We start from the raw sequence: 13,650 nt of genomic DNA on the forward strand, positions 1-13,650 counted from the left end.
CGGATAAAGCGGCAAATCTGTGCCGATGTCATAACGGCCAGATCAACGGGATCAGCAGAGACGCCAACAATCCGACCGTCAGGTTCAGCGGCACACCGACCTTCATGAAGTCGGTGAACCTGTAGCCCCCGGGGCCATAGACCATCATGTTCGTCTGGTATCCGATCGGAGTTGCAAAAGATGCCGAGGCCGCCACCATGACCGCGACGACCAGCGGACGCGGGTCTATTCCGACCGCCTGCGCCAAACCGATGGCGATCGGGGTGACCACAACCGCCACGGCGTTATTGGAAACCAGTTCCGTCAGCACCGAGGTCAGCAGGTAAATCGCCCAGATAATCAGGAATGGCGGCAAGACACTGAGCCCCGGCGCAACGGCCTCGACGATCAGAGAAACCGCGCCCGAACTGTCCAGTGCAGCCCCAATGCCCAGCATCGCAAAGATCAACGCCAACAGGCGACCTTCCACAAAAGAAAACGCCTCATCCGCATCGATACAACGGGTCAACAGAACCACGGCGCAGGCCACAATCGACAACAACAGGATGGGCGCAATGCCCAGCGCGGCAAGGGCAACAATCCCTACAAGAGCCCCAATCGCAATCGGTGCGTGGCTGCGACGGAAGGCACGAGCCGATGGCTGGGTGACGTCCACCATGTCCATTTCCGCCGCCAGCCGCTGGATATCCGCCGGGGCACCTTCCAAAAGCAGCGTATCCCCAACCCTGACCACCAAGTCATCCAGTTGACGACCGATATTCTGGTTGCGGCGGTGCACCGCCAGCACGTAAACGCCATAACGACGCCGAAGCCGCATCATCCCAAGGGTCCGACCCACCAGACGGCATCCGGGCGTGATCAACACCTCAACCGTCTTGGTTTCAACGGCCGATACCTGATCCACGCGTTTGAGTTCCCTGTTGCGCTGAAGGCTCAGAAGCTCGGTCATCTCGGTGCGTAGAACCACCCGGTCGCCGACCTTAAGTTCGACGCCTTTCAGGTTGCGCCGCAACGACTCATCCCCCCGGATGACATCGATCAGGCGCACGCCGGGGCGTTTGAACAACTGCACGCCGGTCACTTCGCGCCCGATCAGGTTGCTGTCCGGCGGAATGACGGCCTCGGTAAAGAACTTCATCTTGGACCGGTCGCTGAGCAGCGACGCCATGCTGTCCCGCTCGGGCAACAGTTTCGGCGCGATGAACCGCAAATAGATCATGCCGTAGATCACCAGCGCGATCCCCAGCGGCGTGACTTCGAAAATCGTAAAGGGTTTCATCCCCTGCGCGCGGGCCACACCATCGACCAGCAGGTTGGTGGACGTGCCGATCAATGTCAGCGTGCCGCCCAGAATGGCCGCATAACTCAGCGGAATCAGCAATTTGGACGCGGGAACATTCAGGGTGCGGGCGATTTGCACAAAGACCGGTATCATCACCACGACCACTGGCGTATTCGAAACCACCGCCGAGGCCAGCACGACAAACCCCATGAGCAAAGCGATTGCGACACGCGGGTTCACCTGAGCTTGCTTTTGCGCGGTCGAGGTGAACGAATCCAGGGCTCCGGTCCGCACCAAAGCCCCCATGATGATGAACATCGCGGCAATCGTCCAGGGTGCCGGGTTGGACAGAACTGCAAGCGCACTCTGATAGGGCAGAATGCCGGTTACAAGCATCAGTGAGACACCGCCAATGGCCACGACTTCGGTCGGATAAACCTCGCGCAGGAACATGATGAACATGCCCGCAACGATGACCAGCGCCAGAACTGCGCTTCCTGTGTCTGTCAGTGAAAGGAAATTCATTCGTGGTATTCTGTCCGAACCCGGGCCCAAGCGCCTGATGACATGCAGTTTCACGCATTGCGCCCGACAGAGCAAGCCTGACGATGACTATTCGGGCCCGGCTTGTTCCAGACGCCCTCCGACGCGCACCATGCGCACGGTTTTGGCTTGTCCGTCACGATCATCGGTTTCCACGAACACGCCGCTTAGTGTGGCTTCGCCGTTTGCAGGGGTAAAGCGCGCCTTGGGCATGCCGGTGATGAACCGGCGCATGGGCTCCTGCTTGTCCATGCCGATGACCGAATCGTAATCTCCGCACATGCCCGCATCGGTCAAATACGCAGTGCCCCCCGGCAGAATCTGGGAATCCGCCGTCGGGACATGGGTATGCGTTCCCACCACAAGGCTTGCACGTTTGTCGCAGTAGTGCCCCATCGCCATCTTCTCGGACGTGGCCTCGCAATGCATGTCCACGATGATCGCCTGTGCCTGCCCGCCTCTGGGATGGGATTTCAGGATCGGTTCGATAGCCGAGAACGGATCGTCGAACGGGCGTTTCATAAAGACCTGACCCAGCACCTGAACCACCAGAACCTTGCGCCCCCCCGGGGCCGTGAACAGCCGATGACCCCGCCCCGGCGCGCCTTTGGCGAAATTGACGGGTCGTATGATGCGCTGTTCCTTCTCGATGAATTGCAGCATGTCTTTCTGGTCGAACGCATGATCGCCCAGCGTCAGGCAATCCGCTCCGGCGTCGAGCAACAGCCTGGCGTGATCTCCGGTCAGCCCCATGCCGTTCGACGCGTTTTCGCCATTGACCACGACAAAATCCAGCCGCCATTCGTCGCGCAGGCGCGGCAAATGCTGCTGAACGGCAGCGCGTCCCGCGCGCCCCATGACATCACCAAGAAACAGAATCCTCATGATCCGGGTCGTAGGGGCTGTACTTGGCAATAACAAGGCGGAAGCGTGAAATTAACGGCAGACTTGGGGGTTGAAATCAAATTCTGCCGTGGCAATGTTTCGATACGTCTCTTGAATACAGAAGGAATTCTTCGTGAAGTCGTCAATTGTTCTGACCGGCTGCCTTTTGGCGGCAACTGCTGCCGCTGCCGAAGGCACCAAGACATCCATGCCCAACCCCGCCGCGACCTTTTGCATTGAAAACGACGGGACCTACCAGCTTCGTAAAAACGAAGACGGCAGTGTCTATGGCGTCTGCATCCTGAAGGACGGCACCGAGGTGGATGCCTGGGATTACTTGCGCAGCCATTTCGAACAGTAGCAGCTAGAAGGTCAGCACGCGGCTTTCCGTGACAACCATGTCCAGCGGTTGGTCGGTTGGCTCGAGCGGCAGGTCCGCAGCCTCTTGCGCATCAAAAGCAAAACCGATGGCAAGCGTCGGGCGTTTGGCGCGCAGACCTTCCAGCGTTCGGTCATAAAACCCGCCGCCATACCCCAGGCGGCCACCATTTGCGTCGAAGGCGACCAGTGGAACGATCAGAATTTCGGGGTCGAAATAGTCATCCACCTGGGGCACTTTTGCACCGAACGGGCCGTCTTTAAGCACACCGTCCGGCGTCCAGCGAGAGAATTTCAGCGGCTGACCGGCTGCCTGAATGACAGGTACCCCCACAGGGCCATAAGCCGATGCTTCGGCCATCGCAGGCACCGGGTCGATTTCGGTCCGGATCGGCATGTAACCTGACAGGGGCACGCTGCGATAGCCTGCCAGAACCTCGGACAAGCGCCCGGCTGCGCCCGGCAAGCGGGCATCAAACGCGGCCTTGCGGCGGGCAAATGCCGCTTTGCGCGCTGCGGCTTTGATATCGGTCAGATCGGTCACAGTAGCACCACGCTGGCAAGCCCAAGAAATATGAAGAAACCCATGACATCCGTCGTGGTTGTCACAAAGGTTCCCGATGCCAGCGCAGGGTCAATTCCCAGACGATCCAGCACCACCGGTACTACCGTACCTGCGAACCCGGCGATGATCATATTCACGACCAAGGCCGACCCGATCACGACACCCAGCAGCGGGGAATCGAACCACAGCATCCCCACGGTCCCCAACACGATGGCAAAGCAGAGCCCATTCAGCATCCCCACCAGCAGTTCCCGCCTGATAACGCGCATCACGTTCGAATTTGTCAGGTCGCGCGTCGCCAGCGCACGCACCGCCACGGTGAGCGATTGTGTTCCTGCATTGCCGCCCATTGACGCAACGATCGGCATCAGGATGGCCAGCGCGACCAATTGATCAATTGCCGCCTCGAATTGCGAAATCACCAAAGAGGCACAAATCGCCGTGCACAGATTCACCGCCAACCAGGGCAACCTTCGCCGGCTGGTTGCCGCCACACTGTCAGACAACGAGCTTTCGTCGCCAACGCCGGCAAGACGCAGAATGTCCTCTTCGTGCTCTTCATCCAGAACGACCATCGCGTCGTCAATGGTGATGACACCGACCAAACGACCATCCGCATCCACCACCGGGGCCGAGATCAGGTGATACTGGTTGAAGGCATAAGCCACGTCTTCCTCATCCTGATCGACGGGGATGATGTGAAACTCTTCTTCTGCCAGATCAATCAGCGGCACTTCACGACGCGCCGCCATAAGCTTGCCCAACGTCACCTGAGCAACCGGTTTCAGGCGCGGATCGACCAGAACGACATGATAGAACTGCTCGGGCAAATCGTCATTGGCGCGCATGAAGTCGATAGCTTGCCCGACGCTCCAATGTTCCGGCGCCATGACGACTTCCCGCTGCATGAGACGACCGGCCGAGTTCTCGGGGTAGGACAGTGCCTGCTCGGCTGCGATCCTTTCGGAAACCTCCAATGCGTCCAGAATGGCTTCCTGCTGCGGTTCCTCAAGGTCTTCCAGCAGGTCAACGACATCGTCGCTTTCCATCTCGCGCACGGCTTCGGCCAGAACATCCGGGTTCAGAACCGAGATCACCTCTTCACGAACCGATTCATCCAGTTCAGACAGGATGTCGCCGTCGAACTCTTTGTCATACAGGCGGATCAGGCGCGCCCGGTCAAACGGATTGATCTGTTCAAGAAGGTCGGCAATGTCGGCCGAGTGCAGCGGCTCCATCAACTCAACCAGCTTGTCGCGGTCGTCTATGTCCACCGCGTACAGAATTGCCGCTACTGCCTTGGGGTCCAACGCATAGGCGTCTTCATCCCGGGGCTGATCGTGTCCGGCTTCGTCTCTGCCTGTCGTCATGCTCTGCCCCTATTTTACGATTTGCCTTTAAATAGAAGAAGCAGCTACCGGAAAACAATGACAATGCGCCGATTTACCCACTTCTTTCGTCCGCCTATGCTGGTGTGCGGTTCCAAACAGGTGGAGAACAGGAAAAATGGCGCAAAAGACGCTTTTGAAAGGGCGTGTTCTGAGTTTCACAGGATCACCCTTCGACGGAGAGCCGACCGAGGCGACCCGGCTGGACGAAGCGGTCGTGATCGAACACGGGCGAATTGCAGAGGTCGGCACCGCCGATGCGCTGAATAAAGCCCATCCTGACGCAGTCACGAAGGATCACGGAACGCGCCTGATCATGGCTGGGTTCGTCGATCCACATGTGCATTATCCACAGACAGCGATGATCGCCAGCTGGGGCAAACGGCTGATCGACTGGCTGAACACCTACACCTTCCCGGAAGAGATGAAGTTCGGCGATTTCGACTATGCGACCGAGATCGCCAACCGGTATCTGGACCTGACGACCGCCCACGGCACCACGACCATGTGCAGTTTTTGCACGATTCACCCTGAAAGCGTCGATGCCTTCTTCACTGCGGCGCAACAGCGTGGGCAGCGTGTCGTCGCCGGCAAGACCTGCATGGACCGGAACGCGCCCGAAGGGCTGCGCGACACCGCGCAGACGGCTTACGACCAATCCGCCGCCCTGCTGGAAAAATGGCATCGCGTCGACCGCTTGTCCTATGCGATCACGCCGCGCTTTTCACCGACCTCGACCCCGGAACAGCTCGAGGCCATGGGCGCGCTTTGGGCCGAGCATCCCCATTGTCTCATGCAAACCCACCTGAGCGAGCAAACGGATGAAATCGAATGGGTTCGATCCCTGTTCCCTGAAGCAAGGGATTATCTGGATACCTACGAGAAATTCGGCCTGTTGGGCCAGAACGGCCTGTATGGCCACGTCATCCATCTGGAGGACCGGGAACGGGATCGGCTGCGCGAGGTCGATGCCTCTTTGATCCATTGCCCCACGTCGAACACCTTCATCGGATCGGGATTGTTTGACATGAACGGGCTGATCCATGATGGCCACCGGATCGGTCTGGCCACGGATACCGGCGGCGGGTCCAGCTTTTCGATGCTGCGCACCATGGCCGCCGCTTATGAGATCGGCCAATTGCGCGGCCGTCCCCTGCATCCGGCGCAATTGCTGTGGTTGGGCACGGTCGGATCCGCCCGAAGCCTGCGTATGGACGACTGCATCGGCAACATCGCTCAGGGGATGGAGGCGGATCTGGTGGTAATCGACCTCGCCTCGACCCCCGCCATCGCCCAGCGCGAGGCCCATGCAGAAGATGTTTGGGAAGCGATCTTCCCAACCATCATGATGGGCGATGATCGCGCCGTGGCTGAGGTCTGGATCGGCGGACAACAGGCGGCTTAGGCCTGCAACGCCCGGGCAAGCGTGTTCTGGCATTCGATCACGCGGGGCAGATCGATGGTCGTTATGTGCCCGTCACGCACGATCTGGCGGCCTTCGACGAACAGATGTTTCACAGACATCGGCCCCGCCAGAAGCAGCGCCGCCGGATCCCAACTGCCCGCGCTTTCGATGCCGCGGGTATCCCACACCGCAATATCGGCTCGTTTTCCGGGCATCAGCCGTCCACAATCGGGACGTCCCAACACATCCGCGCCGCCGCGCGTCGCGATCTCGAGCGCTTCGCGGGCCGACATGGCATCTGCACCATTGGCGACCCGTTGCAGCAACATGGCCTGGCGCGCCTCAAGCATGAGGTTGCCATTGTCATTGCTGGCCGATCCATCGGCGCCGAGGCCGACCTTGACACCCGCATCGCGCATCGCCCGCACCGGTGCGATACCCGATCCGAGGCGGCAATTTGAACAGGGGCAATGGGCCACGCCTGTTTCCGAGCGCGAGAACAGATCAATCTCGGCCCCGTCCAGCTTGACGCAATGGGCGTGCCAGACATCCGGGCCGGTCCAGCCCAGTTCCTCGGCATATTGCCCCGGGCGGCAGGCGAATTGCGCCTGCGAATAGGCGATATCCTCATCATTCTCGGCCAGATGGGTATGCAACATCACGCCCTTGTCCCGCGCCAGCAACGCCGCATCGCGCATCAGGTCGCGGCTGACGGAAAATGGTGAACACGGGGCAAGGCCAACGCGGCACATGGACCCCTCCGACGGGTCGTGAAACGCGTCCACGACACGTACCATGTCGTCCAGAATAGCGGCTTCGTTTTCCACCAGGTGATCCGGCGGCAAGCCCCCGTCGCTCTCGCCGATGCTCATCGCGCCGCGTGTCGGATGAAACCGCATCCCCAACTCGGACGCGGCCGCGATCGTATCCTCAAGCCGCGCGCCGTTGGGATAGAGGTAAAGGTGATCGGAACTGAGCGTGCACCCCGACAGCGCCAGTTCGGCCAAACCGATCTGAGCCGAGGTGAACATTTCCTCCGGCCCGAAACGCGACCAGATCGGATAGAGCGTTTGCAGCCACCCAAACAGCAGCGCATCCTGCCCGCCCGGCACCGCCCGTGTCAGGGTTTGGTAAAGATGGTGGTGGGTATTCACCAGGCCAGGCGTCACCAGACAACCTGAAACATCATGCACCTCACCCTGTGTTTCCAGTCGCTGCCCGATCCGGGCAATCTGCCCGTCGCGGACCAGAATATCGGCCTTGGACAATTCCTGCCGGGACTCGTCCATCGTCAGGATCAGATCAGCATTCTTGAGTAGGGTTTCCGTCATTTCGCGCTCCTGCATCTGCCCGTCTCATGCAAGAAGTGCGTCGGCCGGTGGAAAACGGGCGCAAGAACCGGCCATCACCGGTGTAGTTGGCTTTGATGCGCCGGGCAACAGAATTCAGAATTGGCGGAGTATCTCAAGCGCTGCGGCGTGAAGGTCAGCGTTTGCTGCGGCCAGGGCCCGGCCGCCTTGATGTGCGGGGCCGCCCTGCCAATCGGTCACAATACCGCCGGCCGCCTGAATAACGGCAATCGGCGCTTGGATATCATAGGAATTCAAGCCCGCCTCGATCACCAAATCCGCCTGCCCGGCAGCCAGAAGCGCATAAGCATAGCAATCCATTCCATAGCGCGTCAGCTGTACCTGCTCGGACACCGCCTGAAACCCTGCGCGGTCCTTCGGGGTTCCAACCTCAGGGAACGTGGTAAACAAAGTCGCCTGATCCAGCGCCCTGGTATCGCGCGTGTGCATTCTTCTGGTGCCCTGCGGACCGGTCATGTGAGCACCGGAAGACGATCCGACAAAGCGCTCTCCGATATACGGCTGATCGATTAGACCCATAAAAGGCCCGTCCTGATCACTCAGCGCAATCAGAACACCCCAGGTTGGCGTGCCGCTGATAAACCCGCGGGTCCCATCGATGGGGTCCAGTACCCAGGTGCGGCCACTGGTGCCCGTATGCGCGCCGAACTCTTCGCCCAGCACACCGTCATCCGGGCGCCGCCGCGCCAGAACGTCCCGCATCGCCTGTTCAGCGGCACGATCAGCCACTGTGACCGGGTCGAACCCATCGGCCAGCTTGTTCGTAGTTTCCAGATTTGTTTGACGAAAAAAGGGGAGTATGGCCTCACGCGCAGCTTCGGCCATTTCTTCGGCAATTTCGATATCGCTCTGTGTCGTCGGTTGCATGACCCTGAGGTGCGAGCAATCCGCGACAAAGTCAAGTCAGTCAGGCAACGTCGCTGAGAACCCGCGCCAGCTCGAACAGGCGGCGACGCTGATTTTCCGGAATCGCATAGTAAGAGCGCACCAGATCCAAAGCCTCTTTGTCACCCATCAAGTCGGCAGGGACGGATTTCTTGTCCGCATCGCCTTTCTGGGCTTCTTCCAGACCTTCGAAGAAAAAGCTGACCGGAACATCCAGCGCCTCGGCGATGTCCCACAGGCGGGATGCGCTGATTCGGTTGGCACCGGTCTCATATTTCTGGATTTGCTGAAACTTGATACCAACTTGCTGCGCCAACTGCTGCTGGGTCATCCCAATCAGCCAGCGGCGATGCCGAACGCGCTTGCCCACATGGACATCGACGTGATGAGTCATTGGTATTCTCCTATACTACACAAACATCTGCACGGGATTTTGCGACGTCCGATATCGCAGTTTTAGAGAGCTCCCCTTAACCGCTCCCTAATACGGACTGTACCGCCCCCCGTTTACAGCACTGATTATCTATAATGCCGGTTTTGAGATTTTTTTCAAGCTGGTTGAATCGAACGCCCCTGACAGGGATTTGTGGTTGTATTACCCAAAGCCTTTACAGAACCGTTTTCCTGCAACTGAATCCTCCTTCAAAATCGGGTGCCTTTTGAGCCCGCGCAGCAAACGGATTGACTTTTCTGACGGCACACGCGCCTATGTCGGAAACTCTTGAGGAACAATATGCGGGCCTATTGCATTCCATCCGACGGGGCGCCTGCCCAGCTTTGTGACGTGAAAATACCCGAGCCGGGCGAAGGTCAGGTGCGGGTCGCGATAAAAGCTTGCGGCCTGAATTTCGCCGATCTGCTGATGCAGACGGGCGCGTATCAGGACACGCCACCTGCCCCATTCACCCTGGGCATGGAGATCGCCGGTATCGTGGAGACAGTCGGACCCGGCGTTTCAACACTCAGCCCAGGCGACCGGATCGCAGTCTATTCCGGTCAGGGTGGGTTGGCCGAGTACGGTGTATTCGACGCGGATCGTGCGATCGTGCTGCCGGACGACACCGGATTCGAAGACGCCGCTGCCATCCAGATCGCATATGCCACCAGTCACATGGCCCTTGATCACAGGGCACGCCTGCAACCGGGTGAAACCCTTCTGGTCACCGGCGCAGCGGGAGGCGTCGGCCTGACTGCCGTCGAAATCGGCAAGCTCATGGGCGCCACGGTCATCGCGCAGGCGCGCGGCGAGAACAAGCTTGCCGTTGCCCGTGCCGCTGGTGCCGATCATCTGATCGATGCTTCCGAAGACCTGCGCGAGCGGGTCAAATCGCTGGGTGGCGCAGATGTCGTCTATGACGTCATCGGCGGGGATGTGTTCAAGGCCGCATTCAGGGCCACCAATCCCGAAGGGCGTTTGCTGCCCATCGGATTCGCCGGGGGCGATATCCCGCAGATTCCGGCCAATCATCTGCTGGTCAAAAACCTGACCGTGATCGGGGTGTATATCGGCGGCTATCTGAAGTTCCGCCCCGAAGCTGTGCGCAAGAGTTTTGACACCCTGTTCAAGTGGCATTCTGAGGGCAGGATAAAACCGCATATCAGTCATGTTCTGCCCCTTGAAGATGTCGCACATGCAATGCAGTTGCTGAAAGAGCGCAAGTCGACGGGCAAGATTGTGATCACGCCCTGATCGCGATCATCCAACCACGGCCCGCAACTGGGTACCGCCCAGCAATCTGAAGTTCTGTCGCACCAACTGTGCCAGAGCTTCGACAACCGCATCCCGGCCCTGCTCGCCACCGTAGAGGTTGATCATGTGTGCAGGTAGATCCGGCAGGGCCCCACCCGAGTCGATCTGTTCAAGATGTGCGGCCTCGGTTCCGTCCAGCATTGCGTGAACCGCAAGATCGGCACTGACCGTGGCTTCTATAGTACGGTCGTTTTCGGTTTCCACGGACAGCTCCCACGGTATTCCGGCCGCATCCAGTGCCGATATGACCTGCGGTCTGAACAAGCAGCGCCGCCCCAGCGCCAGAGGCAACGGGCGCTTGCGCCATGCGGACCCGCCCGGCGCGCCGATCCAGCGCAACGGCAGCTCTGCGATGGTCTCTGCGCCATCGGCCGAAGACGGTTCGGTCGTCAGGATCACATCACATTCGCCCCGCTTGAACATGTCTTTCAATTGCAGTGAATAGGACGACACCAACTGCACCCTGACGCGGGGAAAATCGGCATTGAACCGTTGCAGGACCCGGGGAATCGCGGGGTAGACGATGTCATGGGGAACGCCCAGAACCACTTCGCCCTCAAAGGCCTGATCGGTGAGTTTTGAGATTACCTCGTCATTCAGGGCAATCATGCGGCGCGCGTAGGCCAGCAGCTGCTCACCGGATGCGGTCAATGCAATTGTCCTGCCGCTTCGGTCCAGCAACTCCAGGCCCAGCAGCTCCTCCAGCCGCTTCAGCTGCATGGACACCGCAGACTGCGTCAGGTGCAGAAATCCGGCGGCGCGGGTTACACCGCCCTGATCCGCCACCGCCACAAAAGATCGCAGGGTTGTAATGTCCAGATTTCGCATCTTCACGATTCCTTATGCGTTCCATCAATAATATTCGTTTTAAAAATATGTCATACTCACCCATATCAATCAAGGAAATTGATGACACCCATCGAAACCATCAAAAATTCGGAAAGGACACGTTATGACTCAACTCGCAATCCATAATCCCTGCAAACCAGCCAAACGTTCTTTGGTGTCCCTGATCTCACAAGCGTTCGAACTGTCCAGACAGCGGCGAAAGCTGGCACAGCTGGATGCCGCCGTGCTGGACGATATCGGAGTCACCCGCGAGGAAGCATCCGCAGAAGCAAAACGCTTTTTCTGGGATGCACCTCAATTCTGGAAAAGGTAACTGTGACTCTCATATTTTCAAGGCGATGGGCGACCGTGAGTCGCCTGTTGGCATTTTTGTTGCGTGTTTTAGTCGGTTTTCGCCCGGAATCTCTTGAAACACAGCCCCTTGTTGCCGATATTTAGAGGGAAAACCGCCCCGCTCTGCCGGGGCGCTCTAACTTGACGACTAGGGAGACCCTTTGATGGCACAATTCGACACGATCCGGACGGCATCCGGCGCGCGCGCCGCCGAGATTGATCAGGGCCTGCGCGCCCACATGAACAAAGTCTACGGCACGATGTCCGTCGGCATGCTGATCACCTTTGCAGCGGCCTGGGCAATTGCCGGTCTGGCAACCACAACCGATCCGTCGGCAGCCGCCGCTCAACTGAGCGAAAGCAAGTATCTGACGTCGTTTGGTTACTCGCTGTTTGCGTCGCCTCTGAGATGGGTCATCATGTTTGCCCCGCTGCTGTTTGTCTTTGGCTTTAGCGCCGGGATCAATCGTATGTCGGCCTCGGCTGCTCAGCTGGTGTTCTACACCTTTGCTGCGGTCATGGGTGTCTCGATCAGCTGGATTTTCCTTGTGTTCACCGGTGAATCGATCATTCAGGTGTTCCTGATCACTGCAATCGCCTTTGCCGGTCTGTCGCTTTATGGCTACACGACCAAGAAAGACCTGTCGGCAATGGGCACATTCCTGATCATGGGTGTGATCGGCCTGATTGTCGCCTCGATCGTGAATATCTTCATTGCCTCGTCGGCGATGGCGTTTGCGATCTCGGTTCTGGGCGTACTGATCTTTGCCGGCCTGACAGCCTATGACACGCAGAACATCAAAAACACCTATCTGCAAATGGCCCATTCGGGCGATCAAGAATGGTTGGGCAAAGCCGCGATCATGGGCGCGCTGAGCCTGTATCTGGACTTTATCAACATGTTCATGTTCCTGCTGCAACTGTTTGGCAATCGAGAATAAGCGACCGGAATAGCCGACTTCCAAGGGCGGGCCTTACGGGTCCGCCTTTTTGTTTGCCGTAAACCAAACAAAAACCCCCGCCGAATTCGGCGGGGGTTTTGGACTTGAGAGAGAAATCTGTTAGCTGCAATTCAGCGGAACGGCAAAGCCCGAGCTCTTTTCCGAGGTGCCTTTGCGGTAGACCTGACCAGCCGGCAGACAGCCGGTAAAACGCTCTGCTTCTTCCGCAAAGCCTACACCGACCGAATTGTCGACCTTCACACTGTTAGAGCGCGTACGCAGCACACCAAATAAGGTGCCGTTGACGCTGACAGTGCTGAGGAACAGGTTTGTGTCGCTTCCTTGCAGTTGAACAGCAGTGTTTGGCGTCTGCCCGCCATTGTCTATTGCAACCGAAGCCACCTTGGACGGGTCAACCTCATCACTCAAAAGCGTGACTGTCCGCAGTTCCGCCAGCTCTGCCGGAACGTTGGTCGCGTCTGGCAGAAAGGCGACGGCCCCGGGTACGTCCGAAATCGTGCGCGGTTCGCCATCGATTCCAGTAAACCCGACACCTTCGCGGTTAAACGGGTCTTCACAGGCCGCTAGGGTCAGAACGGCAATTGTGGATAACAAGATTTTTTTCATGGCGGTCAACATTTTGTGGCGGTTTGCTGAAGCGTACTTGCAGGTTCCCATAAAAAGCAAGCCGCAGGGGATGCGATTGTCCCAAACGCTGATGCGCCACTGCAACGGACCGCCGCAGCCTGCCATCCGCCGAAATCAGGAAACCGGAACTGAAAAAGGGCTCTGTGCAACAGAGCCCTTTTTCGGAATTTCCAAATGGAATGGCAGATTACTTGATCTTGCCTTCCTTATACTCGACATGCTTGCGAACGACCGGGTCGTATTTACGAATGGTCATTTTCTCAGTCATGGTGCGCGCGTTCTTCTTGGTCACATAGAAGTGGCCCGTGCCCGCGGTCGAGTTCAGACGGATCTTGATTGTCGTCGGCTTCGCCATGGTTATCTCCTGCGTCCGAAAAGGCAGGGGCCTTTCGGTTGAATTCCTATGAGCGTGCGCTTTTACGCGCTGC

The 13,650-nt window shown here is 58.5% G+C and carries 15 protein-coding genes; 5 read left to right on the forward strand and 10 right to left on the reverse strand.

What is annotated here, in order from left to right; genetic code table 11:
- Positions 1-28 precede the first annotated feature (28 nt).
- Both ACR3E6_RS00860 and ACR3E6_RS00865 read right to left on the reverse strand, forming a co-directional pair.
- The gene (locus ACR3E6_RS00860; protein WP_171630849.1) at positions 29-1,807 is read right to left on the reverse strand and encodes an SLC13 family permease; all 1,779 of its coding nucleotides are present in this window, start codon (positions 1,805-1,807) and stop codon (positions 29-31) included.
- Positions 1,808-1,894: 87 nt separating this feature from the next.
- Complete coding sequence (locus tag ACR3E6_RS00865) at positions 1,895-2,710, reverse strand: TIGR00282 family metallophosphoesterase (protein WP_171114781.1); 816 nt, start codon at positions 2,708-2,710, stop codon at positions 1,895-1,897.
- 133 nt (positions 2,711-2,843) lie between these two features.
- Here ACR3E6_RS00865 and ACR3E6_RS00870 point away from each other — a divergent pair, with 133 nt between their 5' ends.
- On the forward strand, positions 2,844-3,071 hold the full coding sequence (locus ACR3E6_RS00870; protein WP_224853568.1) for a putative hemolysin: 228 nt from the start codon (positions 2,844-2,846) through the stop codon (positions 3,069-3,071).
- Positions 3,072-3,074: 3 nt separating this feature from the next.
- On the opposite strand, the gene ACR3E6_RS00875 is transcribed toward ACR3E6_RS00870, so the two are convergent.
- A complete protein-coding gene (locus ACR3E6_RS00875; RefSeq protein ID WP_480485351.1) occupies positions 3,075-3,632 on the reverse strand; it encodes a 5-formyltetrahydrofolate cyclo-ligase in 558 nt (185 codons plus the stop codon).
- On the reverse strand, positions 3,629-5,023 hold the full coding sequence (gene mgtE / locus ACR3E6_RS00880) for a magnesium transporter (protein ID WP_171630845.1): 1,395 nt from the start codon (positions 5,021-5,023) through the stop codon (positions 3,629-3,631). Before mgtE ends, ACR3E6_RS00875 begins: the two co-directional genes overlap by 4 nt.
- A gap of 136 nt (positions 5,024-5,159) precedes the next feature.
- Between mgtE and guaD the strand changes: the two genes are divergently transcribed.
- Positions 5,160-6,446, forward strand: a complete 1,287-nt coding sequence (guaD, locus tag ACR3E6_RS00885) for a guanine deaminase (RefSeq protein WP_171630843.1) — start codon at positions 5,160-5,162, stop codon at positions 6,444-6,446.
- Here the strand turns inward: guaD and ACR3E6_RS00890 are convergent.
- From ACR3E6_RS00890 to ACR3E6_RS00900, 3 genes are all read right to left on the reverse strand, one after another.
- Positions 6,443-7,777: an 8-oxoguanine deaminase gene (locus ACR3E6_RS00890; protein ID WP_480485353.1), complete on the reverse strand. Its 1,335-nt coding sequence runs from the start codon at positions 7,775-7,777 to the stop codon at positions 6,443-6,445. The genes guaD and ACR3E6_RS00890 overlap by 4 nt on opposite strands.
- Positions 7,778-7,891: 114 nt before the next feature.
- Positions 7,892-8,683, reverse strand: coding sequence for a histidinol-phosphatase (gene hisN / locus ACR3E6_RS00895; protein ID WP_480485355.1), 792 nt, complete (start codon positions 8,681-8,683; stop codon positions 7,892-7,894).
- A gap of 40 nt (positions 8,684-8,723) precedes the next feature.
- Entirely contained in the window at positions 8,724-9,095 is a 372-nt protein-coding gene (locus tag ACR3E6_RS00900; protein WP_152458749.1) for a helix-turn-helix domain-containing protein, read from the reverse strand.
- 339 nt (positions 9,096-9,434) lie between these two features.
- Here ACR3E6_RS00900 and ACR3E6_RS00905 point away from each other — a divergent pair, with 339 nt between their 5' ends.
- Complete coding sequence (locus ACR3E6_RS00905; RefSeq protein ID WP_480488074.1) at positions 9,435-10,391, forward strand: NADPH:quinone oxidoreductase family protein; 957 nt, start codon at positions 9,435-9,437, stop codon at positions 10,389-10,391.
- 6 nt (positions 10,392-10,397) lie between these two features.
- Here the strand turns inward: ACR3E6_RS00905 and ACR3E6_RS00910 are convergent, their stop codons facing one another.
- Positions 10,398-11,279: a LysR family transcriptional regulator gene (locus ACR3E6_RS00910; RefSeq protein WP_171630835.1), complete on the reverse strand. Its 882-nt coding sequence runs from the start codon at positions 11,277-11,279 to the stop codon at positions 10,398-10,400.
- Positions 11,280-11,403: 124 nt separating this feature from the next.
- Here ACR3E6_RS00910 and ACR3E6_RS00915 point away from each other — a divergent pair, with 124 nt between their 5' ends.
- A complete protein-coding gene (locus ACR3E6_RS00915; RefSeq protein WP_171630833.1) occupies positions 11,404-11,613 on the forward strand; it encodes a DUF1127 domain-containing protein in 210 nt (69 codons plus the stop codon).
- A gap of 184 nt (positions 11,614-11,797) precedes the next feature.
- Entirely contained in the window at positions 11,798-12,574 is a 777-nt protein-coding gene (locus ACR3E6_RS00920) for a Bax inhibitor-1/YccA family protein (protein WP_171722863.1), read from the forward strand.
- A gap of 120 nt (positions 12,575-12,694) precedes the next feature.
- On the opposite strand, the gene ACR3E6_RS00925 is transcribed toward ACR3E6_RS00920, so the two are convergent.
- On the reverse strand, positions 12,695-13,201 hold the full coding sequence (locus tag ACR3E6_RS00925) for a hypothetical protein (RefSeq protein ID WP_171630828.1): 507 nt from the start codon (positions 13,199-13,201) through the stop codon (positions 12,695-12,697).
- A gap of 208 nt (positions 13,202-13,409) precedes the next feature.
- Complete coding sequence (rpmG, locus tag ACR3E6_RS00930) at positions 13,410-13,577, reverse strand: 50S ribosomal protein L33 (protein WP_037309480.1); 168 nt, start codon at positions 13,575-13,577, stop codon at positions 13,410-13,412.
- Positions 13,578-13,650: the final 73 nt, after the last annotated feature.

It is taken from the genome of Ruegeria sp. AL3 (genome assembly GCF_056536065.1).

Coding starts and splice junctions, on each gene's coding strand:
- hisN (WP_480485355.1), bottom strand. CDS start 8,683: ATGCAACCGACGACACAGAGCGATATCGAAATTGCCGAAGAAATGGCC.
- ACR3E6_RS00910 (WP_171630835.1), bottom strand. CDS start 11,279: ATGCGAAATCTGGACATTACAACCCTGCGATCTTTTGTGGCGGTGGCG.
- ACR3E6_RS00860 (WP_171630849.1), bottom strand. CDS start 1,807: ATGAATTTCCTTTCACTGACAGACACAGGAAGCGCAGTTCTGGCGCTG.
- ACR3E6_RS00865 (WP_171114781.1), bottom strand. CDS start 2,710: ATGAGGATTCTGTTTCTTGGTGATGTCATGGGGCGCGCGGGACGCGCT.
- ACR3E6_RS00900 (WP_152458749.1), bottom strand. CDS start 9,095: ATGACTCATCACGTCGATGTCCATGTGGGCAAGCGCGTTCGGCATCGC.
- guaD (WP_171630843.1), top strand. CDS start 5,160: ATGGCGCAAAAGACGCTTTTGAAAGGGCGTGTTCTGAGTTTCACAGGA.
- ACR3E6_RS00915 (WP_171630833.1), top strand. CDS start 11,404: ATGACTCAACTCGCAATCCATAATCCCTGCAAACCAGCCAAACGTTCT.
- mgtE (WP_171630845.1), bottom strand. CDS start 5,023: ATGACGACAGGCAGAGACGAAGCCGGACACGATCAGCCCCGGGATGAA.
- rpmG (WP_037309480.1), bottom strand. CDS start 13,577: ATGGCGAAGCCGACGACAATCAAGATCCGTCTGAACTCGACCGCGGGC.
- ACR3E6_RS00890 (WP_480485353.1), bottom strand. CDS start 7,777: ATGACGGAAACCCTACTCAAGAATGCTGATCTGATCCTGACGATGGAC.
- ACR3E6_RS00925 (WP_171630828.1), bottom strand. CDS start 13,201: ATGAAAAAAATCTTGTTATCCACAATTGCCGTTCTGACCCTAGCGGCC.
- ACR3E6_RS00905 (WP_480488074.1), top strand. CDS start 9,435: ATGCGGGCCTATTGCATTCCATCCGACGGGGCGCCTGCCCAGCTTTGT.
- ACR3E6_RS00920 (WP_171722863.1), top strand. CDS start 11,798: ATGGCACAATTCGACACGATCCGGACGGCATCCGGCGCGCGCGCCGCC.